Source organism: Enterococcus sp. AZ015 (assembly GCF_050499225.1).
GTDB lineage: Bacteria > Bacillota > Bacilli > Lactobacillales > Enterococcaceae > Enterococcus_D > Enterococcus_D entomosocium.
Map to the genome: position 1 here is coordinate 1,274,653 of NZ_JBMHEX010000001.1, position 26,051 is coordinate 1,300,703.

Consider the following 26,051-nt stretch of genomic DNA (forward strand, 5'->3'; position numbering starts at 1 on the left):
TAGCCATTCTGGCGGCAAGAATTCTTCTTTTTTATAAACGGTTAGCATAAAGGAGTGTAACCCTATGACAAAAGAACGATTGCGTGATCTGTTAGAAACCAACGTGCACGAACTGTTTGCGATAGAGATCGATGAAGCATCACCGCAGGAATTGTTTCAGGCGCTAGCCAATGTCGTGAAGCAAATGTATTCAGAAGACTGGCGCCAGACCAGAAAAAATCTCTTGTTGGAGGACCAGAAACAAGCGTATTATTTTTCAATCGAATTTTTACCCGGCAAAATGTTAAAGAGTAATCTGTTAAATATGCAGCTGTTGGAGCAAGCGGAAGCCGTTTTTGAAGAGTTAGGGGTTTCACTTGACGATGTTGCAGAGACGGAAAAAGACATGGCTTTAGGCAACGGGGGACTCGGTCGCTTAGCGTCTTGTTTTATGGATTCATTGGCTTCTTTAGGTTTGCCGGGAAATGGCAATGGGATCCGCTATCGCTACGGATTATTTAAACAAAAATTTATTGACGGTCATCAAGTAGAGTTGCCCGATGACTGGTTGCGTTCGGGGAATGTTTGGGAAGTCCGCAAAGAAAGCAAGGCGGTGCCTATTCGTTTCGGGGGCCATGTCTATCTCGTTACCGGAGAGGACGGGAAATTAGCCCCAGTTTATGAAGGTGGCTTTACCTGGCGGGCGGTTCCTTATGATACAGCAATGGTTGGCTACCAAAATCACCATCTCAATACCTTACGTTTATGGAGTGTTGAGGTTCCTGCCGAAGATGAGGCGCACTACGCGACACTAGAATCGCGGCAAGCATTGGAAAATCTGACAGCGGTCTTGTATCCCGATGATTCCAATGAGACAGGCAAACGGACCCGGCTGATGCAAGAATACTTTTTTGTGTCTGCAGGGATCCAAAGTATCGTCCGTTATTATAAAAAATTGAATTTACCTTTGGCCATGATGAGTGAACGAGTAGCGATCCACATCAATGATACGCACCCAGCCCTTTGCGTCCCAGAACTGATGCGCATTTTAGTTGATGAAGAAGGTCTTGCTTGGGAACAAGCGTGGTCGATCACCGTGAAAGTCATGAGTTATACGAACCATACGATCATGGCGGAAGCCTTAGAAAAATGGCCCGTGCGCATGATTGAAGAAGTTTTGCCGAGAATGGATCAGATCATCAAAGAAATTGATCGCCGTTTTGTGGAAACGATGCAAGGGGTCCATCCGCAAGCCTTACTGGAACGGACACGAATCATTATTGATGATCAAGTCCATATGGCACATCTCGCGATCATCGGCAGCCACAGTGTCAATGGCGTAGCCAAGCTCCATTCTGATTTACTAAAATCAGTGGTACTCCATGACTTTTACCTTATTTATCCTGCCCGTTTCAACAATAAGACCAACGGCATCGCGCAACGGCGTTGGCTTCAGCTAGCCAATCAACCGTTAGCCAAAGTATTGGATCAGTCCATCGGTACAAGCTGGCGCAATGATCCATTAGACCTGCAACTACTCAAAAACTATTATGAGGACGAAACTGTTCTCCAACAAATTGCCGACGCAAAAATGAGTAACAAGCGTGCACTGGCACAGTACATTCAAAAAGCAACGGGCATCACAGTAGATCCGACGGCAATATTTGATGTGCAGATCAAGCGTCTGCATGCATACAAACGACAATTACTAAATCTTATGCATATTCTAAAGCTCTACTTTGAGGTCAAAGACGATCCAACTGCTGCGTTTCATCCAAGAGTCTTTCTCTTTGGTGCCAAAGCCGCACCAAGCTATCACTACGCAAAATCGATCATTAAAGTCATCAATGAAGTGGCGAATCTGATCAATCAGGATGAAACCATCAATGATAAAATCAAGGTTGTTTTTTTAGAAAATTACAACGTTTCTTTAGCAGAAAAAATTATCCCAGCAGCGGATGTCAGTGAACAAATATCATTGGCATCCAAAGAAGCTTCAGGGACAAGTAATATGAAGTTGATGCTAAATGGGGCAGTAACGATCGCCACTTTAGATGGTGCCAATATTGAGATTCGAGATGCAATCGGTGATGAAAACATCGCGATCTTTGGGCTAACCGAAGAAGAAGTGTATCAGTATTACGCCCAGCGTAATTATTCTGCCTATGCGTATTATGAGTCAGATCCACTACTACAACGTGTAGTCAATGCCTTTATTGACGGGACAATCCCCAATATCCAAGTAGAAGGACGCGAGATTTTTGATTCACTTTTGAAATACAATGATGAGTACTTTTTATTAAGAGATTTCCACGCCTATTGTGATGCACAGCATCGGGTGGATATTGCTTATCAAGATACTCATCGCTGGCAAAAAATCAGTCTAATGAATATTGCGAATGCTGGGAAGTTTTCGGCGGATGAAACGGTGCGAAATTATGCAGCAGATATTTGGCAGATCGATCCATTATTTGCCCATATCAAAGAACCAAATGCGGCAAGCTTGACGGAGTCAGTGCCTCCAAGGGGAGACAATTGAAGCGACTTCGGTTGAAATGGCGCAGTCTTTCGTGAAATTCTCTTTTATTTGTGGTATGATGAAAAAAATGCATGTAAGAGGATGAGTACAGTGGCAAATTATTTAGATGTGAAACGAAAACACTTCCGTTTTCCTGCTTATGATGATACAGACGGTGTGAAGCTTCAATCCGAGCATCGCCCCGCATTCAGTAAAGCAGATGATTGGATTTTAACCGAAATCAAAGATCCCGTGAGTCATTCTCACAAGGAAGAAAATCAATCTTTGCAGCGTAAAGTGCAGTCCAGCCAACGCGATCGAGGGCACAATGTTCGTCAAAAAGAAGAGCTTGCCAATCACCGTGCCAACTTGCCTCAGTACGGAAAACGTCCGGTGAAAGAGCAGATGCCGACAGGAAAAACCAATTTTTTTGGCAAAGAAGCGAACCATTCTTCTTATCAAGTGACTAGTAAGAAGGAAAAAGCTGAGGTTCCTGTTTCTTCGAAAAAAGAATATTCGGGACGCTCTTACTTCGTGCCTAAATATATTCCTGCATCAATTATTCCAGATGAGCAAAAACCTGAAATTACGCCGAACGATTTGATGGATGCAATGGCAAAAAAACAAGAAAGTTATTTGTTATTTGATACTGAACCAGCAGCTTATCAAGTCAAAGAAGAAAGCGATCCAACCGTCAAAAAATTCAATCGCCACCCCTCTGTTGGGATGACACGCAGCGAGTTTCGAGCCAACAATAAAAAAAATGGTGAGAAAAAACGGTCCGTTTTAGATCGATCATTAAAAGGAATGATTGAAGACGATCAACAAGAAGAATCTTCAAATGGCTATTTTCGTTCTAAATAGTAGAGACAGTTACTCTTAATAGAAGTAGTCCTTTGATCATAACGATGAATGATTTCAGCTAGATGGCGAACATCTAGCTGTTTTTTTTGTGTGCTGAAACTGCCGATTTCACAAAATACTTAGTCGAATTACATTTTTCACCGACTGAGGAATATTCTGATTTTACTAAGCAATAGCGTGGGCTATAGAATAAAGTGAAACGATCAAAACCATCGTTATTTATAATGTTTGTTATTTTAATTGGCGATTTCTTTTGTCATTTAAAATCGATGGCAGGATTGTGGTTTTCTGATCAGCCGTAATTGAAAAAAGGAAGCAAGCGTCCTGATGGTTAAAGCTGCTCTTTGGGAAGGACTGATCCATGATCGATTTCAAGGGAAAGATACGCTGAAAGGTGGGGCATCAACAAATGAACAAGAAAAAGAGAAAGGTATATTTCACCATCATTATTGGCTTACTTGGAGGACTCTACTTTTTTTCAACCATGAGTGTGTTTTCTTCAAACATTTTCTTTGCTGCACAGCTGGAGGAAGAAACGGTTGCGAGTGACCCATTCGAACCGATACGAGAGAAAGAGGCTGAGGGAAAAGTTGCCATTTATTTTGATGAATCAACGAAAGCCGGGACTGTAGGAGACATGTTACTAGTTGCGTTTCATACGGGCCGTCCCATTAGTGAAATAGCGATCCGGTTGCCGCAATCTGCGGTTTTTGTTGAAGAGGAGTTGCCAAAGGGAGTCAAAATTACGTCAACCACTGAAGAGAATGGTTGGAAACTAACGACTGATATCCCTAGAAGTGATTTTTTGGTTCCATTGGTAGTTGATACAGCAGGGGCGTTTCCATTTGAAGTAGCAGAATCAATGATAATACTTGAAATAAAGGAAGCACGGGAGACAAACCCTACGGATACACAAGAGGATGCGCTAACCGATTCGAGTGACTCCACTGACCAATTCGATCAAGAGGACAAAGAGGATCAATTACCAAAAGAGAAGGAAATAGAAAGCCAGATTCCTGACGAATCAGAGTCAGATCCTGGCAATCTATATCTGTTAGGCGACGACGTAAAAAAGAGAGGGGTTGCTAACTGGGTCGAATTTATGGCTGCAATGGTCGATCCGACGGTCAATTATATTTATTTGACAGCCAGTTTTCAAACGAACGATAATCCTCGTTTAGGCATTACGGGAATTGACGGCTGGAGCAGCAGCGCCAATCCTAATGGCGGATTAGCCTATGTTTATATCAATGCCTCGAGAGTTTCAAGAACGTTAATCATCGATGGTCTCGACACCTTTCAGATGGATCTTAGAGCCGTAGCGATCTGTTTCCGCGATTCGAGTGTCAATCCTGATTCCCCATGGGACATTACCTTGCAAAATTTGGAACTTTACCATGGAAACTTTTGGGGGGCAATTGAATATCATGATTTGAACATGTCAAATCAGCAGCGTTCAATCATTCGGTACCACAATCTCAACCATACTGGCAATCAGTTGTTTTACGGTTTGCACTCTCGAGCCAGCTTTTCTGGACATTCGGTTTCACACCAAACGCCTAGATATACATCAGACTTCAATGCTTCTTGGATGATTCACACAAATACTCAGGCGAATTTTGAAATCAACCAAATCGAGCTTCGTGAGGGAGCAAACGTCGAAATGTCGACGATCAGCTCAGGAAATCTTGATTTTTATAATACAAATGCGCGTCTCGTATTAGGGGATAATGCCCGACTATCATTAAATGCCAACGGTTCAGCTGGTGAAGCAGGCGGTGCTAATATTCGCTTTGTCGCTGGCAATGGACGCATTGAGTTAGGAAAAGGCGCGGAATTGACACTAAATACACAAAACAACAGCCCAGCAGTCATCACATCAGGCACGCCCCATGATATTCGCTTAATGGAAAAAAGTCGCTTGTCGATTGCTGCTGCAAACCGAACGTTGTACAGTCATATTTTCTGGTTAAGTGCCAATACGCATGTCACCTTAGAAGACAGCAGCACCTTAGAGGTTGAAGCAACAAATCAAAATACAACCGCAAATATCTTCCACTTCTCTGGCACGACTGGCAATCTCAACGTGGGCAAAGATGCTACCTTAGATATTCGTTCGGACAGCCCACAAGCTGTCCAACGGCTACTTTTCTTTACCGGTGCCAACAATCCCGCAAGATTGACGATCGACGATGCCAAGCGTGTCAATTTGCAAAGAACCCGCCCGATAACGACCACAACAAATGGTCTAATTGAAGGGGGAGGAATCACTGCAAAGAATCAGGCGATTCGCCAGTGGCAGCATGGAAATACAGGAGATCCATCTGATTTTCAGTGGCAACCGATTCTGTCCATGACTGCGGCGATTTCCGGAACCAACACCAATGTGACCAATGTATCTTCACTGAATGAGGAAACAAGTCGAGGGTTTGCCTCGCAGTTTGCTTCTCGTTCACAACGTCTATTATTTGAGAGAATCCCAGACATCACGGTGACCATCGATCCTTTGACAGAAGATAGAACCTTACCTAATGCCTATACGATTTCGGGAACCGCCAATCCTGGTAGCTACCTTCGATTTCAAAGAGAGGGGCTGATGCCAGAACCGACGCTTGAAACGACAGTCGATAGTGCCGGCAATAGCGAGTACTTTCACACACAAGCGGGTGAAAATGGGCACTATTTACTTGATCTATCTGATTTAGAACCTTTCCAGTATTTTACACAAGGTGAGGTGGTCACCTCTCAGGCATTTCTTGATGGTAAATGGGCAGAAGCATCAACCACTGTGGAACCCATTGGTGACGTTGACCCAAAAGATCCCCTTGATCCTGATCAACCGATTCTACCTGAAAATCCACCATTGATACCAGAAAATCGCGGGTTTATCAGTATAGACTTTGTTTCACAATTCGATTTTGGTACAGTACCGATTCGCTCGTCGACAAGCCGCTATCCGGCGCGTCCGCAACGAATTTCTTCAGTGGATGATCATGAATCAACCGAACGACCAAACTATATTCAGGTTTCCGATCGTCGATTTCTCCCAAATGGCTGGACCTTGAGTGCCCGATTATCTGAGGAAGGGTTCGTCAGCACGGATGCGTTTAAGCACTATTTAAAAGGAGCGAGTGTGCATTTGAATAATATTGAAATGGTCACCTCTAAAGAAAATCGCTCTGAAGCACCAGACTACGTTGAAGCAATTGAGCTAGGACCGCAGAACCAAGTGATTGCACGTGCCAATGAAAATCAAGGGACGGGTACTTGGATTCAACGCTATGGAAACGAGCATACCATGCAAAAAAGTGTCGAGCTGGAAATCCCTATTGGCGCGAGGCCGCAAGCAACAAGTTATCAAGGAACCCTTCGTTGGGAGCTGAGTTTCGTACCTGGTGCTGACGAATAACCCCTTGGAAAACAAGTAAGCATGTTCTGCAATCGTGAATATGATCGAACACTGTAAAAGTTGCTCAGACAAAAAGAAGTCCAGTTGCCATTGGGCTTCTTTTTTGTCTGAAACAGACGAGCGGTGGTTTAAACTGCTTTTCCCACTTTGGTGGATATGCTTTTCGATCAATAGAAGAGAGTGAAACCACAGGCAATGGACCAATGAGCAAAATCATGACATGGTAGTGATCAATGAAATCACTTAAGCACTATATCTTCCCCAGTATAAATTTTATTTAGCTATTTTAGTAATTAAATCCTGCTCAAATATTTTAATTTTCTCTTGCCTTTTGATATGCTAAGAACAAGGGGGAATCAAAGATGGAAGTTGATCTACAAATGCTGGCGATGATTTTCTTTATCAATCTCGCCTATGTTACATTGAACACACTGCGATTTTTATTGACAATGAAAGGGTATCGCGTGATTGCCCCATTAGTGAGTATGATCGAAATCACGATCTATATTTTAGGCTTATCTATGGTATTGGATCGTTTGGACAACCCGCTGAATCTCTTATTCTATGCATTAGGTTATGCTGCAGGAGTCAGTATTGGTATCAAAATCGAAGATAAGCTGGCTCTGGGCTATACAATGGTCACAGTGATCCTACCTAGTAATACGGATGAGGAAAAAAGTTTGCCTAAGATCTTACGACAAGAAGGCTACGGAGTTACACAAAGTTATGGAGAAGGCTTAGAAGGGCCACGACTGATTTTAGAGATTCTTTCCCAAAGAAAAAGTGAGAAAAAGCTCTATCAAACCATCAAAGCGGTGGAAGAACGAGCGTTTATCATCAGCTATGAACCCAAGTATATCTCAGGTGGATTTTGGACCAAAAAAATCAGTCGCCGAGAAGCAAAGTTGAAAAAACAAGCACCTGTTGATTGAAGAAACTCAGTCAGCCGTGATTCATTTGAGAAGAATAGCAGAGTAAAAGACAGGGAATTTATTGATGAGAGGAAGCGTAAGGTGTGGAAAAGAAAGCAAATGGTATGATGGCGGTCATCGCTGCCCTGATCTCAAATATTTTGGTGGCTATTAGTAAGTTTGTCGGTTATGCACTAAGTGGCAGTGCAGCCATGTTGAATGAAAGCATTCATAGTGTCGTGGATTGTAGCAACCAAATCTTTTTATTGATCGGGGATAAACGGGCAACAAAGGGCCAAAGTGAACTGCATCAGTTTGGAGAAGGTCGGGCGAAATATTTTTTTAGCACGATCGTTGCGATGATGCTCTTCTTTGGTGGGGGCGCACTCGGTGTGATGGAAGCGGTAGAAAAGCTGCTGCATCCTGCCCATGAAGTTGGTAACGCTTGGTTGGTGATCGCTATTTTGATTTTCGGGATGATCGTTGAAGGAAGTTCGTTGTGGATCGCGATCAAGGAGATCCGCGAACTGAATGTGGAACGTCAACCAATCTATCGTTTTTTGAAAGAAAGTCGGCATAGTGAGATTCTGATCATTTTCACAGAAGACTTTTGTGCAATGATCGGCCTAATGATCGCACTATTTGGTACGATTTTAACCATGATTACGGGTAACGCATTTTTTGATGCCTTCAGTGGTTTATTGATTGGTCTTTTATTGATGGTAGCAGCCATTTTCTTAGCCCGCGAATTTTACAGTCTACTGATTGGCGAAAGTGTCACAAAACGGGATCTAGCAGTGATCAAAAGAGCATTTGAACGGCCAGATGTTGATCGCTTGATTGATGTTAAAACGGTGCATTTAGGACCATCAGAAATTTTGATTGCGGCAAAAGTTGATATTGCCTCGAAACAAGAAGAGGTCGGCTATGAGATCATTAATGAGATTGAAGCCGAGATTCGACACCAGATGGCAGATAAAAAAGTCTATATTTATATTGAGACAGATGAGTATGACCCTCACTATATGGAGAAACGCCGTAAACTTGTGCGACCTTCCCACTGATTTAGCTAGAATAAAGCAGCTTTTTTTGATACAATAGACAAGGATTATCACATAGTGAAGGAGATTTCAAAATTATGATCAATGCAAGTGACTTAAGAGCTGGAATGACATTCGTTCAAGACGGCAAACTTATCAAAGTATTAGATGCTAGCCATCACAAACCAGGTAAGGGAAATACGGTTATGCGTATGAAATTACGGGACGTTCGGACTGGTTCGACTTATGATACAACCTTCCGTCCAGAAGAAAAATTTGAAAAAGCGCATATCGATACGAAAGCTGTACAATACCTATATACAATGGACGATACCGCATTCTTTATGGATCTGGAAACCTATGAACAATATGAAATTCCAGTTGAAGTGGTTGAAGAAGAAATGAAATTTATTCTTGAAAACATGGAAGTAAAAATCCAATTCTTCGGCAGCGAAGTAATCGGCGTTCAACTACCATCAAGCGTAATCTTAAAGGTTGTTGAAACACAGCCGTCGATCAAAGGGGCGACTGTGACTGGTTCAGGCAAGCCAGCAACGATGGAAACGGGCTTAGTTGTCAATGTTCCTGACTTTGTTGAAGAAGGCGAAATGCTAGAAATCAATACAGCTGAAGGTACCTACTTAAAACGTGCGAAATAAGAAAAAAACCGCGACTTGTTCGCGGTTTTTTCTTTTGCTCTGGAGGAGGGATCAAAAGTGAATCATTTCCCGTCTGCCAATGATTTTTGTAAGGGATAAATACTATAGGGTTTACTGATAAAGTAGGCGACGGAGCAGACGATCACAAACAAGGGCAGATTTTCAAAGCCAAAGACTTCCCCACCGATAAAGATCGGTGCAAATAAAGTGCTAGTAGCACTGCCAAAGACACTGGCATAGCCTAGGGCTGCCACCAGTTCGATAGGCAGTCCGAAGAGCGGTGCCAGCACGACGCCCAAAGAGGCGCCGATCGCAAACAAAGGGGTGACTTCTCCGCCCAAAAAACCAATACTGATAGTCAGTACAGTTAACACCATCTTAAGCAGCCAGTCATAAGAATAGATTGGTTGATTCGTGAAACTAGCGCTGATCAAATTCGTTCCTAAACCTGAATAACGACCATGATACAAAAGGACAAAAAGTAAGACTAGCACGAGTGAACCGATGCCAATGCGCCAGAGAGGATGAGGAAAGCGTCGTTTCATGATCCGTTTCATCGTTTCTAATAATCCCGCAAAGCTGCCACCAACAATACCAAATAGTAAGCCAATCAAAAGTAATTTCAGAAAAACAGCCAAAGTCAAATCGGGGGACGGTGACAAAGCAAAACTAAATTTTTCTAATCCTAACAATTGAGAAGTCGTACTAGCGGTGAAAGCAGCCAGCAAAGTTGGTAAGAGGGCATGATGACTGAATTTACCGATGACAAGTACCTCCAGTGCGAAGAACGTCGCAGCGATCGGGGTTTCAAATAAACCAGCAAATCCCGCAGCCATCCCAATCATGATCAGGGTGCTGGCGTACTTTTCTAGTCGCAGCCATTTTCCTAAGCGATTGGCGATGGTGGCACCTAACTGAACCGCAACCCCTTCTCTGCCAGCGCTTCCTCCAAATAAATGCGTCAGCCAGGTTCCCACCATTACAAAAGGAATCAAGCGCAACGGAATGTCTTTTTCTTCTTCATGTCCGACTAAAAACACTAAGTTCATTCCTTGAGGACTCCGATCGCCATACTTTTGGAACAGGTAAGTAAAACAAATGCCGATAATGGGTAAAAAGAGAATCAAGGGCAAAAAATGACTATCACGAAAGGCGCTTAAGGAAAGTAGGATCTTCCCAAAGAAGGTGTCGACGGCTCCAGCGAATACGCCAATAACCAGACTGACCACACCTAAAGCAGTCAGTTCCCAATTAGTTGTTTTTTGTTTCATCATTTCTATCACGATCCTTTAAAAAGAATATAGGAACAATGCTCCTGCAAATACGACGACCTAGTGAAAATAAAAAAATGACTGCTACACACTAAAAAAAGTGGTAGAAGTCATTAGCAAAATTGCGGTTTCAGTAAGAACTGAGGGAGACATTCATTCCCGATTAGCATCAATATTATCTGATAAAACCCTCCTTTTGTCAATGGATGTTTGTTGTGAAAAGCAATTCATCTAACACTTATCTTTTCTACATAGTTATGGTAAAATTAATCTCATAAGAACTTATATGGGAATTGAGCGCCTTGAGGATAATTGGCATGAAAAGGGATGAAAGGACGATCCTTCTACTGTTTGACCAAGGGTAAGACAGTGAGTAGTGAGGAATCGAAGAGGAATAAAAAATGGTTGCATTTATGACGAGCGAAAAATGGCTGCAAAGTGAGCGTTTTTATTATGTGATCCTACCAATTCTCATGGTAGTTGGTCTGATTGCGTTATTAGGGTTCCTGATGGTTCTGCTTTATCGAGAAAACCGCAACCCAAAAGTGACGCTATTGCTTGGCGGCATAGTCGTTACGTGTCTATTAGGTTTTTTTATTGGGGATCAAGTGTATGGTGAATTCAAAACGTATAATGCGCTGATCACACCGAATATCCGAGATCGCGAAAAGATGTTTCTAGGCTATAAATATTACGAATCTGATACTACAGCAATTTATCAGCGCATCCAAAGCAATGAAGCGATTGAAACTTTAGGAATCTATCAAGCAATACCGGTGGAACGGGAGATTGAATTTCTTGGTTCTGCTCATAACTCCGTATATTTTAAAATGGGCGCCCAGGTTTACTATGCTCGCTATCAACCGACTTTTGTGGATGAGGAAACAACTGCTAAACTGCAGGGGGTTCAATACCATTTGACTGATCCTTCCTTTGAAACAATTGGTTTCTATTCCGAAACCAACAACTATTTAACGGCAATCACGATTCCAAAGTCCCAAGAAACCCTCGAATATCAATCCGTTGATTCTGTGATCCCGAAAGAATTTGGGAAAAGTCAAACCCAATGGGCGTTACCGAATAGGAATGAATAATGATAAAAAAACTACCTAAGTCACGAAAGAAAGCTCCCTCAAGAAGGAAACTTCCGTGCGCAGGTAGTTTTTTGCATGCTTGGTCAGAGAACATTGCTTTTCCTATGACTGATCAGGTAGTCCTCTTTCTTTTTGCGAGGCAATTTTTTGAAGGCGGCTTCTGCTTGAGTGGCTTTACTGCGAGTGGAAAAGCTTTCCGCATGGATCATTTGCAAGGGTCTGCGACTAGCGGGACGGGTATATTTTGCCCCGATCCCTTTGTTATGCTCTAATAAGCGGCGACTCAAATCGGTAGTATAGCCGCCGTAAAAGGATTGGTCGTTGCAACGTAAGACATAAAAGTAATGGTTGTCAGCAGCCATAGAGCATCGCCTTCACTTCTGGACTATAAGAGCCCGTTTCATCATAGGTAATGAGAGGAGAATCAATTTTAAACCCTTCCGCCTTACCATCCTTGATTCCTTCAATCAATAAAATATTGGCCTCTTTGCCTACTTTCGGATAGACGAAGCGGACTCGTTTTGGCGCGATTCGATGGGTGCGCATATGGTCCAAAATATCGAGAAAGCGATCCGGGCGATGAACCATCGCAAACCTTCCATTCATTTTTAACGCTTTACTGGCGGTTTGGATCACTTCATCTAAATTTGTGGTGATCTCGTGCCGGGCGATCGCTAAATAGGGATTCGGGTTTTTGATCGCCGTCGGTATATTTTTAAAATAAGGCGGATTGCAGACCAAAAGATCGACGGAATCAGGTTTGATTTTTTGAAAGAGATTCTTCAAATCCATAGGATAGACCGTCAGCTGTTCTTGCAAGTCATTTAATTCGATACTGCGCTGCGCCATATCCGCTAAGCGTTCCTGCAATTCGACCTGATAAATATGAGCAGTCGTTTTTCTGCTGATAAATAAACCGACTGCGCCATTCCCTGCACAAAGGTCAACGATCACACCTCTTTTTGGTACTCTAGCGTAATTGGCTAATAAGACAGCATCTAATGAAAAAGAAAAAACTTCGGAACTCTGAATGATCTTGATGTCATCGGCATACAATTGGTCAATGCGTTCGTTCGGTTGCAACATGAAGCATACTCCTGTTCTAAATTCATTTCAATGTATTATACTACGATTAAGAATAATGGGAAACGCTAAAAAAGGCTTGTCATTTAAACCGTTTTTTTGCATACTTGAATAGGAGAGAAATAGAAAGGAAAATGAGTATGTTTTTTCGCTTTATGCGCGGTGTGGTTCGCGTAGTATTATTTTTGATCAACGGCAATGCTCGTTATCAAAACAAAGAGGTTTTACCTAAAAATGAAAACTATATTTTAGTGGCTCCTCACCGAACCTGGTGGGATCCATTGTACCTAGCAGTGGCTGCTCGGCCAAAGAAATTCAGTTTTATGGCGAAAGAAGAGCTGTTCAAAAACCCGATTTTACGGTTCATTTTGATTCATGCCAATGCTTTTCCAGTCAAACGGGACAAGCCAGGACCGAGCGCGGTAAAGACGCCAGTCAAAATCTTGAAGGAAACCGATCTTAGCTTGATCATGTTCCCAAGTGGTACGAGACATGCAACGGCCTTAAAAGGTGGCATGGCGTTGATCGCGAAAATGGCCAAAGTCAAGATCGTTCCCTCTGTTTATCAAGGACCGCTGACATTAAAGGATTTATTTAAACGCAAGCGAGTGACTGTCCGTTTTGGGGAGCCAATCGATATCAGTGACATCAAAAAGATGGACAAAGAGGGCTTGGCGGAAGTGGAACGGCGCATCCAAGGTGCATTTGACACACTGGATCAAGCGATCGATCCGTCATTTGTTTATCAAATCGATGAGTCCAAAAGAGAAGATTAATACCTAAGAAAAGCCGTTGATCCTTTTGTGATCAGCGGCTTTTTTCTAATGATTTAATCCAACAATTCGAAAGCAAATTTGGTCCATGGTTTCAAATATTCTAACAAAGGCAACTCCTCTTTGGGGATAGCGCCGACTTTGTTTTTTCGGGCGTCTTGGTGAGGGGTCAAAACGATCTGCAATTCGTTTTTGTACTGACCAAAGGCATCATTGCCGATAACGATGTCCCCATAAGCAAACGGTTCATGGTTTGTATGAGGGAGGTTTTCGATGGGACGGTATTTCACCCGTGATTGTGTGGACCGAGCGACTAACGCATTACTGTCACCGCGACGAAAATGATTGGTTTCAGCTAATATCCTCCGTTCGATTTCGCTGGCTTCTGCTTCTACGGAAACGCCAAAGGTCAGTTTGTAGCGATCGATCGCCGCCAGAGCTTTCAGTTCTGCATCCGACGCATAGGCATTGCCAATAATCACCGTATCGATCAACCCAGAAGCAAAAAGCAGCTTTCCTTGCAACGCCAAAGGTAAATCGCGACAAGATTCTAAGGTTGGCAGGCCATCATTGACTTCCCAAGGGCCAATTTTGGCTGATTGACTAGTGATGAAGGCGGCTGTTTTCAACCCATGTTTTTTAAAACGTTGACTGCAGTTGCGGAAAAAAGCCTCCGTTAAGCCTGTGCCTCGTTGGGGGTAAAAATTGTGGCAGCCATATAAAAAAGGTTCATTGGCTTGATAAGAAAGGATATTTTCTAAATAGTTCACATCATTACTCATGTTTAATTCAATCGCCAAGCCGAATGGATTGAAGGTCAGTTGGGCTTCTTTGCTGCCATCAAACCCTTGATCCAAGCGGATACCGTCCGCACCTAATTCTGCAAAGAAGCTTAGATCGTCATAAGAGATCGCCAGATCACTAAAAACAGCTGGGGAAATATCTAAAATCGTTTCAAACCCAAGGTTCTTGGCAAACCCGATAATCGAAGAGAATTTTTTTCTGACGGTCTCTTTGCCTTCACTGACTTCTAGCATACTCATAAATAAGCGAGAGTAACCAAAGGCAGCAGCTTTTTTTAAATAGTCTTGATCCAGCAAAGGATCGCTATGGTCGGGGTAAATCGAAAGGCCAATTTCTCGTTTCAATGGTTTTCCCTCTTTCTAAAAAAATCGTACGAAGCACCTCTTAGTATCGAAAAATGCTGCTGTGGAGCGCTTCTTCCGATTGTCTTGATGGGTGCTTCGTCCGACCTTTATCAACAAATTATTGTGTGACTGGTTGATTTTCTTTTTCCAATTCGTTTTTGTCATAGATTTTTACGAATGGGTAATAGATCAGAATCGATAAAAGAATCAAAAGAACATTCAGCACGATCGCACGCCAATCGCCGCCAGTCGCTAAGAAAGCACCAATTGGTCCAGGCAATGTCCAAGGGGCATTGACCGTGACGGCATTGACTAAACCTGCTGAGGTGGCGACCCATGCAATGACACCATTGATTAAAGGCGCAATGATGAATGGTGGGATCAAGATTGGATTCAAGACGATCGGTGTACCGAAAATCAGTGGTTCGTTGATGTTGAAAATAGCTGGAATTAAGGCTGTTTTTCCTAGTTTTGAACCGAATTCCGATTTTGTGCGAAAAGCTAACAAAATAGCCAAACCAATCGTTGAACCAGCCCCACCGATCCAGATGAACCATTGATAAAATGGTTCGGCTGCAATATTGGGAATCATATCTCCCGATGCAAGCGCTGTTGTATTTCCTTCTAACAACTGTAACCATAATGGACGAGCCAGTGAACCAACGATAGAAGCACCATGGATCCCGAATGACCAGAAGAAGGTCGTCAAGAAGGTGATCAAAAGCACACTTGGCAAGGTATCTGCGGCACTGACTAAAGGATCGACCACTTTTGCCACGATCGTGTGCCAGTCAAAACCGATATAGTAAGTGATCGCGCCCATTCCTAAAATGATCACTAAAGTGGGAGTCAAGGCTTCAAAAGAGCGAGCGACTGCAGGTGGGACTTGTTCTGGCATCGTGATTTTGAATTTCGATTTGTCCGTTAACCGATAGATTTCAACGGCAAGAATCGAGGTGATGATCGCCACAAACATACCAGCACTCCCTAAATTGGCCATTGGCAAGACAAAACCGACCGTTCCGGCAGCATCCAACGCTTCTGCTGGGATATTGACCGGGGTGAAGGTCAGTAAGAAGGCGGTCGTAGCTAAGATCCCGCCTGAAAGACCATCAAGCTTATAAGAGCGAGAAAGACTGTATCCGATCCCGAATGCAGCATACAAGCTCATAATGTACATCGTCATTCGATAAGGCAATAAGATCGTTGTGGCATTGCTAGACAAGAATTGATAGATGCCCCAACTTTGAGGCAGCGGTGGAAAGGCTAAAATCATAAAGAACGAACTGACGATAATCAATGGCAATGTTGAAACGATCCCATCACGAACCGCTCGCAAGTGACGCTGGCTGCCAAGTTTTTCCATCGGTCCTGCCAGATGGCGTTCGATGAATTGAGTGAATTTATCTAACATGGTTTATCCTCCTAAGGTGTTTTACATTTTTGTTTCCCATGGATTCGGAATAATTTTTCCTAAAATCACGCCTTGGGCTGCCCCGGTTGCTGCAGGGGCATTGTTGACACGGCTGTGAAGGGTTTCATTTCCTAAGATGGCGAAAGCCACCGCTTCTTTGGCATCGTTCGAACCGCCAATGTCATCTTGTGTTATAACGGCTACTGTTTCGGGTAAATAGCCTTTGATCATCTCAATCAGCAGATGGTTATGGGCGCCACCACCCGAAAGAATCACTTCAATATCATTTGTTCCCAACTGAGGGAAAATGAACCGTTGGTAACTGTCAGCAATGGAAAATGCGGTGAAATCGGTTAAAGTCCTCACCAAGTCTTCCGATGCTACTTGGGGATATTCGGTCATTAGCTGCTGCACAAAATGTTTGCCAAATTGTTCACGTCCAGTGCTTTTCGGCGGTTGCTGGGACAAATAAAAATGAGTTCTTAATTCCTTTTGCAAGGTGGGTATAATTGCTCCCGCTCGGGCTGTTTCACCAAACGCATCATAAGGCTGACCGAATAGCTGAACCATTAGTTCATCGATGACCATGTTTCCTGGACCTGTATCAAAAGCATATAATTCGCTTAAGCCACCATTTTTAGGCAGAACCGTAACGTTGCCGATGCCGCCAATATTTTGCAATAAACGATTTTTATCGTTTGATTGATAGAGCAGATAGTCCGTATAAGGTACAAGGGGCGCTCCTTGCCCGCCAGCAGCCATATCCATCACTCGGAAATCGGCGACGACTTTCGTTTGTAAGCCATAAGCAATAATCGAAGGTTCGCCAATTTGCAAGGTGCTGTTTTTCGCTGGATCAGCATCGGGGGAGTGCCAGATCGTTTGTCCGTGGCTGGCAACAAAATCAATGCTTTTTTCTTCAATACCGGCTTTTTGGCAGAGGATTTGACACGCTTTCAAAAATTGATACCCTAATTCAGTATTTAATTGGCAGATGAGGGGAACATTTGATTCCACCGGATCACAAGCAGTTTTTATTCGTTCCTTCAATTCTTCATCAATGGGCAGTGTGAGCATTTCCATCAGCTGGACGTCAGTTTCGATACCGCAGCCGTTGATTTTTACTAAAGCAGCGTCGATTCCATCCAAACTGGTTCCTGACATGAGTCCTATTGCAAGCATATCGTTTCTCCTTTCTTTTAGAATAGTGATGAAAGCGATTGTTGAATTCGATTTCACACTCATTGTAAATGAAGTGTAATTATATTTCAAGATATAAATTTATAATTGAAAAAACATTTCAACATAATGATGTTAGGTGTTCGCTATTTTTATCAAAAATGGGTGGTAAATGAAATTTCGCTGGAAGAGAGATGTCTAACGATCAGGGAAAGTGGTATAATGATTGGAAGGATATTTTTTAAGAAGGTGAAGAAATGCGCTTTATACATACAGCTGATTGGCACATCGGAAAAAAACTACATGGCTATGATCTGCTGGAAGACCAACGAGCAATCATTGATCAAATCATAGCGCTAGCAAGAGCAGAAAAGGTCGATGCCATCGTCATTGCGGGGGACCTTTATGATCGTTCGGTTCCTGCTGTTGATGCAGTCAAATTACTAAATGAAAAAATCGCTGAAATCAATTTAACGAATGAACTGCCATTATTGGCTATCTCAGGAAACCATGATAGTCCAACTCGTTTAGAAACCGGCAGTCAGTGGTTTCAACAAACACGCTTTTACCTGTCCACTAGCATCGAACAAAGTTTGCATCCGGTTGAGTTTGACGATACACAATTCTTTTTACTACCGTATTTCGAACCCATCGAGGCCCGCTTGTTTTTTGATGAACCATTAATGAAGATTTCTGATAGTATCCAAAGAGTCATTGAGGAGATGACCAAGAACTTTGACTCGTCCAAAAAGCAAGTGCTAGTGACCCATTTTTTTGTGGCGGGTTCTAGCCAAACAGATTCAGAAACAAAAATTCATGTTGGCGGATTGGACAGCGTACCGACCACCGCTTTTGCGCCTTTTGATCGGGTTGTTTTAGGCCATTTACATGCCAATACGGCTCTCAAACACCCAAAGATCGGGTACAGCGGCTCACCACTGAAATTTTCCCTTTCTGAACGGACGAACCAAAAAGGAATCTATCTTGTTGATACCGTAAAAGATACCAATGAATTTATTCCATTGACACCAAAAAGGGATATCCAGCAGCTGACGGCGTCCTTTGAGGAGTTGATCGATCCGGGTTTTTACCGTGATCTTGATCGTGAGGCGTTTTGGCATTTTCTGCTGACGGATCGTGCTGTGATTCCAAATATGATGAATCAGTTGCGAAAAATCTATCCATTTATTTTGTCTGTCGAACGGTTGAATGGACGAGAACAGACGAAAAAAAGACAATTAACGACACGAGAAACCGATCCGCAGACCTTGATCAGTCATTTTTTTCAAGAAATGACGGGTGATTCATTGCTCGATTCACAAACCAAATGGATCGAACAAGGATTAAATGAAGCATTTGTCGTGGAAAAGAGGGAATAGTCATGCAACCGAAGTCTTTACAAATGAAAAATTTTGGTCCATTCATTGATGAAAAATTGGATTTTAGTCAGCTGCAAGCTGGCGGGTTGTTTTTGATCAGCGGCAAAACTGGTGCAGGAAAAACGACTATTTTCGATGGAATGACGTTTGCCTTGTTCGGTGAAACATCGGGGAATCTGCGCTCAGGCAAAGAAATGCGATCGATGTTTGCTTCACCAACCGAAGAGACCAGCGTCACGTTTACTTTTGAACATCAGCGTTTTACCTACCAGATCCAACGGAAACCGGAACAGACGTTAGCAAAAAAACGTGGTGACGGTGTCACTAACCAAACGGCAAAAGTTCAATTGACGATTTTTGACGCCGATGGCAAAGAGAAAAAGCAGATCAGTAAACGGACAGAAGTTGATGCGTTTATCAAGGATCTGCTGCAGCTGGATGCAAAACAGTTTTTTCAAATCATGATGTTGCCGCAAGGAGAATTTCGTAATTTTCTGATTGCCAGTAGTAACGAGAAAGAACGGGTTTTACGAAATCTATTTGGTACAGAAATGTACCAGCAATTTAATGAATGGCTAAAAGAGCAAGTCAAAGCACAAAGTAGAAAGCTTGAACATCAGCAACTAGTCGCTTCGCAGATCATGGAGCGTTTTGAATGGGAAGAAGTGCAAGAAGTTTTAACGGCTGCGGAATGTCTGACTTTATGGGCGCAAGATTTAGAGAAACAACAGATTCAACTTCAAAAGTTATTGCAGAGAAAAGACAAGGCAACGCAAGAAATGAAAGCTGCGCAAGATGCCTTTTACCGTGCAAAAGAAATCGAAAATGCTCGGATCGAATGGCAAGAACTACAAGAAAAAGCACAACTGTTGAATGCCCAAAAAAACGAGATCGATCAAAAAAAAGCACGATTGACCCAACTTGTGTGGGCGCTTGAACATCAAGAAATCATGCAGCAAAAAGAAGAACGCGTAAATGAAGCGCAGCAAGCAGCACAGCAAATCGACGAAACGAAGCAGCTGTTGCAAGATGTTCAGCGGCAACAAGTAAGCTGGCAAGAACAAAGACCGTTGATCGAAGAGACTAAGAAAAAGCATGAAGCTGCCAATCAAAGAAGCCAACAGATCCAGCAGCAGATTCCATTGGCGCAACGCACAGAAAAGCAGCGAGAAGAAGTGGCACAGCAGGAAAAAGCAGCACAGCAGCAAACGGGCAAATTGACCAAAATTACTCAAGTGCTTGCTAACACCAAAACACAAGAGCAGCAACTGGTAGAAAAAATTGAAACGTTAAGAACATTTCAAACAGAAGCATTAAAACTAGCTGAAACACAATTGCTAATTGAAAAATGGCAACAAGCAAAGGCACTGGTTCGTGAAGCAGAACAAAAAGCAGGGGAACAGCAACAAATTCATTCGGAGTTAGTCCTTGAACAACAGCAATTGACAGCATCCTTGCTGGAGCTGCAAAAAACGCTAAAACAAGAAACCAGTCAAAATGCTCGAATGCAAATTGCGCGGCTTCGCCTTTTACTGGAAGAAAATGAACCCTGTCCGGTTTGCGGATCCTTGGATCATCCGAATGCACAGGAGCATACGACCTATCCCATTGAGGACATTCTTGCGAGTGAGCAAAGACTTGAGCAAATGCAAGAAAAATTGACGATAGTCCAACAGCAGGTATCGGCAAATCAAACGCTTCAAGAACAAGCGTTATTGCGGATCAATGAATGGCAAGCGACAAGCGTTTCGGCGGAAAAGCAAGCGGCTGCTGCTTGGAACGACGTTCAGCAGGCATACGCTAGGTTACAGCCTTTCGAAACGCAAGAGAAGCTTACTGAAGAAACGATTGCACAGGAATTAAAACAACGACAATCTCTCAATCAGCAAAAAGCCTCCTCTTACGAAGCAGCGCAAAAAACATATCAGGCAGTAAAGGGGCAATTGACAAAGTTAGATGAATCCTATCAGCAAGTCAGTGAGCAAGCAAAAAAGGCCGAGGAAGCGCGCCAACTTGCGGCAGGAAAATTGGCCTCTTTGCAAGAACAACTTGCTGGTGCTACTTACCAACAACTACAAGCCGATTTAACGTCAATTCATCTTTTACTAAGGGAATATACGCAACAAATCGAGGCGGATGCACGGCAAGAAGCACAGATCAAAGAGCAGCAAGCGATCCTTTCAGAGAAGTTGAAGAATGTACAACAATTTTTCGAAGAAAAGCAAGCCGCCAAGGCGAAAGCAGAACAACGGCTGATGCAACGATTGCAAGAAGCAGCGATGACTGAAGAAGCAATGCGGGAATTGATTGCCCAAGCTCCTCAAACAACCCTTCTGACAGAAGAAATCAAAACCTATGAGCAAGAAACGGCGTTTGTTCAACAGCGTCTGATATTGCTAGATACCCAATTAAAAGAGCAGGCGGCAATGGATTTAATCCAATTGGAAACGACCTACCTTCAGTTGCAGACTGTGATGGAGGAATTACAGCAAGAAACGGTTCGCAAACAGGAGAAGGTCAACAGCAATCAACGGTTATTTGACGAGTTGCAAGCCATTTATCAGAAAAATGTCGAAGAACTTGCCCAATTAGGCCAACTCCAACAGTTGGCAGAAACCATCAATGGCGAAAACACGAAGAAAACCAGCTTGGAACGGTATGTGTTGCAACAATTTTTGACGGAGATCTTAGAAGTCGCCAATGAACGCTTGTCCCGTTTGACCCGTGGCCGCTATCAATTTGAATTAGCGGATAAAGTTGGGAGCTATCGAAGCTCAACAGGCTTAGAAATTGACATCTATGACGATAATGCCGGTCAAGTCAGAAGAGCACATACACTGTCAGGCGGTGAAAGCTTTATTGCAGCCTTAGCGTTAGCAATCTCTTTAGCAGATGTGATCCAGCAACGAGCTGGCGGGATTGAGATCGAAGCACTTTTCATCGATGAAGGGTTTGGCTCGCTTGATGAAGAATCATTGGAAATGGCGATGGAAGCATTAGAAATGATCGAAAATGAAGGGCGCATGATTGGGATCATCAGTCATGTTCGAGAACTGCGGGCAAGGATCCTGCAGCAAGTGTTCGTAGAAACCAACGGCAGCGGGCAAAGCCGGATCCGAATAAAAGAATAAGGAGAGGAGGGCTCTTATGAAGTGGAGTATTCCAGAAAAAGTAATCGAGCGGGGGAGAACGTATCTTAATGAAGGCCGTGTCCTGTCTGTCACCCCGGATAAAGAAAAAAATGTGTGGCATGCAGAAGTACTCGGAACAGAATTGTATTTAGTTACTTTGGATGCTACTGCCAAAGAAGTGGATTATTGCCAATGTCCCTATTGGGAAGAACATCATTATTGCAAACATACGGTGGCCGTCGAACTCTATTTACGCCAACAAGGAAAAACACGAAAAATCAATGAACAAACCCCCATCAAAAAAGCCTTTTCTGCTTCAGAGATGTTTTCCAATGGTTTTGCCCGCTTAGACAGCGAAAAAGAAGCGAGTAAACCATTACAGATTGAATTTCGGGTAGATACGATTGCGACAAATCCTTATCACCAAGAGATGGATATCTTAGGGGTCTCTTTGAAGGTCGGGCATCGCGGCACGGCCAGGACCTATGTCGTCAAAAACATTTACAAATTTTTACAGATGTATCAAGAGAACAAGCACTATGCGGCCAATAAGCAACAGACCTTTTTGCTTTCTGCGGATGCCTTTGATGAGAAAAATCGAGCTTTATTGAATCGATTGACAGGAATCGCGCAAACCCAACAATTAATGGGGCAAGCGGGCATTCAAATCAATGGCAAACTTGACAAAAAATACTTGCTGCTGCCCGTTGAATTCGGCAAGGAACTGCTATTGCAATTCAATGATGTCTACACGCAAATCACCATTGGTGAAACCAAGGTCAACCAAGTAGACTTCCAATCGGGGGAACCATTGACGTTTTCAGTTACAAAAGAAGCGGATCATTTTCCGCTGCAGTTCGTAAAAGACTTCGACCACTTACTTAGTTATTATAACTGGGGGCTGTTGGACGGAACATTTTATGAATTGACTGTCGAGCAAAAGGAGATCTATGTCACGATGCAGCAGCTGTTTAAACGTTTTGAACAGCCAATCATTGATTATCCAAAAGAAGAGCTGGCGAATCTCTTTATGAAAGTTTTGCCTTATTTGCGAAAAATTGGGCGTGTCCAAGTGGCTCCTGAGGTTCAAAATGACATCGAAGAATCTGAATTGAAAGCAGTTTTCTCCTTGCGGAAAATCAAAGGTCAAGTAGATCTACAAGTTGATTTTACTTATGGAGAAGTCGTTTTTTCAAGTGATGAAAAACATCAATACATGCCAGAAAATCATCCAGAGATTTTACGTGATTTCCAACAAGAAGCACGGATCGAAGCCATTATTGAAACCTTTGGCTATCAAGCCAGCAGCAAAAATTGGCAAAAAAATCTACCACTAGGTGAGCAACTCTATACCTTTTTTACGAGAGAGATCCCGGTCTTGAGACAATTAGGGGAAGTGCGGATCGGCAAGAAGCTGCGGGAACTCTACCTTGATGCCCAGCATCATCGACCAGAAATCGTGATTGAAGAGAATGGTTCTTGGTTGGATATCAAGTTTGATGTTAGCGGCATTCAAGAATCAGAGATCAACGATGTTTTGCGGAGTCTGTTGCAATCTGCGCAATTTTATACCACAGAAAATGGGCAAGTTCTTTCGCTGGAGTCGGAAGAGTTTCAAGAAGCAAGTGCTGCCCTCAAAAAATTGCGGCTCTCGTTAGATACGAAAAACGGGGCAATCCAAGTCCCATTGAATCAAGGGCTATTACTGCAAGAACAGTTTGCCGATCAAGCGAGTTTTAGCACAGGCTTTCAGCAAATGACGAAAGATTTGATCCATCCAGAAAACTTTGAGGCACAGTTGCCAGACAACTTGCATGCTGAGTTGCGGCAGTACCAAGAAGTTGGCTTTCGTTGGCTAAAAATGTTGAGCCATTATCAATTTGGCGGCATTCTTGCTGATGAAATGGGGTTAGGGAAGACCGTCCAAACCATTAGCTATTTGCTTTCTGAGAAACAAGAGCATCAAAAATTGAATGCGTTGATCGTGGCGCCAGCCAGTCTAACATTCAACTGGCAGCAAGAAATCAAACGGTTCGCACCTTCAATTTCAGCGACTGTCATCAGTGGAACGAAAGAAGAGCGAGAAGCGCAGATGGCGCAATCAGCGGACGTCCGAATTACTTCGTATGCAAGCTTGCGTCAGGACATTGATGCCTATCAAGCACTAGAGCTATCGTGTTTGATTTTAGATGAAGCACAGATGGTCAAAAACAGCGCGACCAAAACGGCACAGGCATTGCGATCCTTGGAAGTTCCGCAGCGGTTCGCCCTCAGTGGCACACCGATCGAGAACAATTTAGAAGAATTGTGGTCCTTGTTCCAAATGATTATGCCAGGCTTTTTCCCCAACAAGCAGAAATTTAAGGAACTATCTACACAGGAAATTGCAAAAATGATCAAACCCTTCATTTTGCGAAGAGATAAAAAATCTGTGTTACATGATTTACCGCAAAAGCTGGAAACAAATTATTACAGTGTCCTAACAGAGGAACAAAAGAAAATTTATTTGGCGTATTTGCGACAAATGCGAGAAGAAATCGCGCAAATGGATTCTACGTCTTTCCGCAAAAATCGGATCAGTATTTTAGCTGGCTTGACTCGTCTACGGCAAATCTGCTGTGACCCTCGATTATTCGTGGAGGACTACGAAGGGTCTTCTGGGAAACTTGAGCAGGTCAAAGATTTACTCTTAGCAGCCAAAGAAAATGGCCGTCGTGTCCTGCTATTTTCTCAGTTCACCAGTATGCTTTCGATTATTGAAGAAGAATTAGCCCAGGAAGGGTTTGAATCCTTCTATTTGCGTGGCAGCACACCGCCGCAAGATCGTTTGACGATGGTCAATGCTTTTAATAGTGGCGAAAAAGATGTCTTCTTGATCTCATTAAAAGCAGGAGGAACTGGACTAAATCTGACTGGTGCAGATACAGTGATTTTATACGATTTATGGTGGAACCCAGCAGTGGAAGAACAAGCCGCTGGACGAGCCCATCGGATTGGTCAAAAAAATGTAGTCGAAGTCTGGCGAATGATCGCCGAAGGAACCATTGAAGAACGAATGGATGCATTGCAACAAGAAAAACGTGAGCTTTTCCAAAAAGTGATTCAAGGCAATGAAACCCAACTTCAACAAATGACCGAAGAAGATATTCGCTTAATTTTGAGTATCGGCGAAGAACATTAAGCATTCAAAAAAACATGGACCCGCTTGAAGCGAAGGTCCATGTTTTTTAGTTATAGGCGTATGCAGGAAGCTGCAAGAGGGCGTCAATACTTTCTTGGAGCTGCGAGAAAGCAGTGATCGACACATCGGGCAAATCTTCCAATCCATTAGGCGCCTGACGAAGACGATGATTGAACCACAAGGCTTGCCAACCGGCTTTTTTGCAGCCCACTACATCATTATCAAAGTTGTCACCTACGTACAGTGTTGTTTCTGGATCAAGAGCAAAGGCGGTTTCTGCCAATTGGAAAATTTCTAGCTCTGGTTTCTGATAACCGGTTGCTTGTGAAATGATCATATGCTCTGGTTTGATCCATCGAGTCAGTTGCAACTGATTCAACTTCTTTTGTTGGTGGTCGGTGGGACCGTTAGTAATAATTCCTAATTTGATTGGCAATTTGGACAAATAACTCAAGGTTGACTCAACTTTTGGATGTAGCGTGATAGCATCTAGTTCTTGTTCATAGCACAGCTGAAACTGGCAGCTTTCTTCCATAGTAATAGGGAAATAACCTAAGTCCGTTAGAGAATGAGTCAGCCGGTAATAACGAAAATGCTCCAGCGTCCATTCATTCGCCAATACCCTTCCAAACTGTTCATCGCTATGTACGCGAAAACGCAAATAAAGAGCGGTTAGGTCCTTGCGGGCAATTTGTGGAAAGCATGAGGTTATGGCATTACGAAATGGTTGTTGCTGGTCATATAAGGTATCATCGACATCAAAAAGAATACTAGTGATCAAAAGAGACACGCCTTTCAGAGTTAGTGAAAATTTTCAGTTTGTTTTCGAATCAATCATAAGCCATTATGACTCTAAAAAAAAGAGGGAAAGCCTTGTGAAATAAAGGTTTTATTTACTGTTTTTAGAAATCCGCGTCTTGATAGGTTTTCAAAATTATAGTGAATTTTACCCATTTTCACATGTTTCTCATTTTGCATTTCTTCAAAGAGTTGCTTATAATGAAAGCTATTGAGGAGG

The 26,051-nt window shown here is 42.9% G+C and carries 18 protein-coding genes and 1 riboswitch; of the genes, 11 read left to right on the top strand and 7 right to left on the bottom strand.

All coding sequences use genetic code 11. The features are described 5' to 3' along the window. Positions 1 to 64 precede the first annotated feature (64 nt). From IGK85_RS05980 to efp, 6 genes are all read left to right on the top strand, one after another. The gene (locus tag IGK85_RS05980; protein ID WP_005236786.1) at positions 65 to 2,518 is read left to right on the top strand and encodes a glycogen/starch/alpha-glucan phosphorylase; all 2,454 of its coding nucleotides are present in this window, start codon (positions 65 to 67) and stop codon (positions 2,516 to 2,518) included. An 81-nt stretch (positions 2,519 to 2,599) separates the two neighbouring features. Further along, positions 2,600 to 3,361 carry a hypothetical protein gene (locus IGK85_RS05985; RefSeq protein WP_035006818.1) on the top strand — a complete coding sequence of 254 codons (762 nt, stop codon included), beginning with the start codon at positions 2,600 to 2,602 and terminating at the stop codon, positions 3,359 to 3,361. Between the two features lie 409 nt (positions 3,362 to 3,770). Continuing rightward, entirely contained in the window at positions 3,771 to 6,770 is a 3,000-nt protein-coding gene (locus IGK85_RS05990) for a WxL domain-containing protein (RefSeq protein ID WP_008379703.1), read from the top strand. A 362-nt stretch (positions 6,771 to 7,132) separates the two neighbouring features. After that, entirely contained in the window at positions 7,133 to 7,702 is a 570-nt protein-coding gene (locus IGK85_RS05995) for a DUF2179 domain-containing protein (RefSeq protein WP_005236782.1), read from the top strand. Between the two features lie 104 nt (positions 7,703 to 7,806). Next, positions 7,807 to 8,745: a cation diffusion facilitator family transporter gene (locus IGK85_RS06000; protein ID WP_034872243.1), complete on the top strand. Its 939-nt coding sequence runs from the start codon at positions 7,807 to 7,809 to the stop codon at positions 8,743 to 8,745. 74 nt (positions 8,746 to 8,819) lie between these two features. Further along, positions 8,820 to 9,380 carry an elongation factor P gene (efp, locus tag IGK85_RS06005; RefSeq protein WP_005229668.1) on the top strand — a complete coding sequence of 187 codons (561 nt, stop codon included), beginning with the start codon at positions 8,820 to 8,822 and terminating at the stop codon, positions 9,378 to 9,380. 62 nt (positions 9,381 to 9,442) lie between these two features. Here efp and IGK85_RS06010 read toward each other — a convergent pair whose 3' ends face one another. Further along, on the bottom strand, positions 9,443 to 10,654 hold the full coding sequence (locus IGK85_RS06010) for a chloride channel protein (RefSeq protein ID WP_008379710.1): 1,212 nt from the start codon (positions 10,652 to 10,654) through the stop codon (positions 9,443 to 9,445). A 94-nt stretch (positions 10,655 to 10,748) separates the two neighbouring features. After that, a riboswitch (Fluoride riboswitch) is annotated at positions 10,749 to 10,821 on the bottom strand. 231 nt (positions 10,822 to 11,052) lie between these two features. Here IGK85_RS06010 and IGK85_RS06015 point away from each other — a divergent pair. Continuing rightward, positions 11,053 to 11,745 carry a hypothetical protein gene (locus tag IGK85_RS06015; protein WP_008379712.1) on the top strand — a complete coding sequence of 231 codons (693 nt, stop codon included), beginning with the start codon at positions 11,053 to 11,055 and terminating at the stop codon, positions 11,743 to 11,745. A gap of 83 nt (positions 11,746 to 11,828) precedes the next feature. On the opposite strand, the gene IGK85_RS06020 is transcribed toward IGK85_RS06015, so the two are convergent. Together IGK85_RS06020 and IGK85_RS06025 are read right to left on the bottom strand one after the other, a co-directional pair. After that, a complete protein-coding gene (locus IGK85_RS06020; RefSeq protein WP_005236776.1) occupies positions 11,829 to 12,107 on the bottom strand; it encodes a GIY-YIG nuclease family protein in 279 nt (92 codons plus the stop codon). Then, a complete protein-coding gene (locus IGK85_RS06025) occupies positions 12,097 to 12,831 on the bottom strand; it encodes a tRNA1(Val) (adenine(37)-N6)-methyltransferase (RefSeq protein ID WP_005236774.1) in 735 nt (244 codons plus the stop codon). The genes IGK85_RS06020 and IGK85_RS06025 overlap by 11 nt, the downstream gene beginning before the upstream one ends. 137 nt (positions 12,832 to 12,968) lie before the next feature. On the opposite strand from IGK85_RS06025, the gene IGK85_RS06030 reads away from it, so the two are divergent. Beyond that, positions 12,969 to 13,604, top strand: a complete 636-nt coding sequence (locus tag IGK85_RS06030) for a lysophospholipid acyltransferase family protein (protein ID WP_005229679.1) — start codon at positions 12,969 to 12,971, stop codon at positions 13,602 to 13,604. Positions 13,605 to 13,657: 53 nt separating this feature from the next. Here the strand turns inward: IGK85_RS06030 and IGK85_RS06035 are convergent, their stop codons facing one another. The 3 genes from IGK85_RS06035 to anmK form a co-directional block, all read right to left on the bottom strand. Beyond that, on the bottom strand, positions 13,658 to 14,749 hold the full coding sequence (locus IGK85_RS06035) for a DUF871 domain-containing protein (RefSeq protein ID WP_429972197.1): 1,092 nt from the start codon (positions 14,747 to 14,749) through the stop codon (positions 13,658 to 13,660). A 118-nt stretch (positions 14,750 to 14,867) separates the two neighbouring features. Further along, on the bottom strand, positions 14,868 to 16,163 hold the full coding sequence (locus IGK85_RS06040) for a PTS sugar transporter subunit IIC (RefSeq protein WP_008379718.1): 1,296 nt from the start codon (positions 16,161 to 16,163) through the stop codon (positions 14,868 to 14,870). A 21-nt stretch (positions 16,164 to 16,184) separates the two neighbouring features. Next, positions 16,185 to 17,345 (bottom strand): anhydro-N-acetylmuramic acid kinase AnmK, encoded by a 1,161-nt coding sequence (gene anmK, locus IGK85_RS06045; protein ID WP_008379719.1) that lies wholly within the window; start codon positions 17,343 to 17,345, stop codon positions 16,185 to 16,187. 254 nt (positions 17,346 to 17,599) lie between these two features. Between anmK and IGK85_RS06050 the strand changes: the two genes are divergently transcribed. Genes IGK85_RS06050 through IGK85_RS06060 form a run of 3 tightly spaced genes read left to right on the top strand, consistent with a single transcriptional unit; the run spans position 17,600 to position 25,033 of the window. After that, positions 17,600 to 18,721: an exonuclease SbcCD subunit D gene (locus IGK85_RS06050; RefSeq protein ID WP_008379721.1), complete on the top strand. Its 1,122-nt coding sequence runs from the start codon at positions 17,600 to 17,602 to the stop codon at positions 18,719 to 18,721. A gap of 2 nt (positions 18,722 to 18,723) precedes the next feature. Further along, positions 18,724 to 21,852 (top strand): SbcC/MukB-like Walker B domain-containing protein, encoded by a 3,129-nt coding sequence (locus IGK85_RS06055; RefSeq protein WP_008379723.1) that lies wholly within the window; start codon positions 18,724 to 18,726, stop codon positions 21,850 to 21,852. A gap of 16 nt (positions 21,853 to 21,868) precedes the next feature. Further along, positions 21,869 to 25,033 (top strand): DEAD/DEAH box helicase, encoded by a 3,165-nt coding sequence (locus IGK85_RS06060; RefSeq protein ID WP_008379726.1) that lies wholly within the window; start codon positions 21,869 to 21,871, stop codon positions 25,031 to 25,033. 46 nt (positions 25,034 to 25,079) lie between these two features. On the opposite strand, the gene IGK85_RS06065 is transcribed toward IGK85_RS06060, so the two are convergent. Next, the gene (locus tag IGK85_RS06065) at positions 25,080 to 25,814 is read right to left on the bottom strand and encodes an HAD family hydrolase (protein WP_008379727.1); all 735 of its coding nucleotides are present in this window, start codon (positions 25,812 to 25,814) and stop codon (positions 25,080 to 25,082) included. Positions 25,815 to 26,051: the final 237 nt, after the last annotated feature.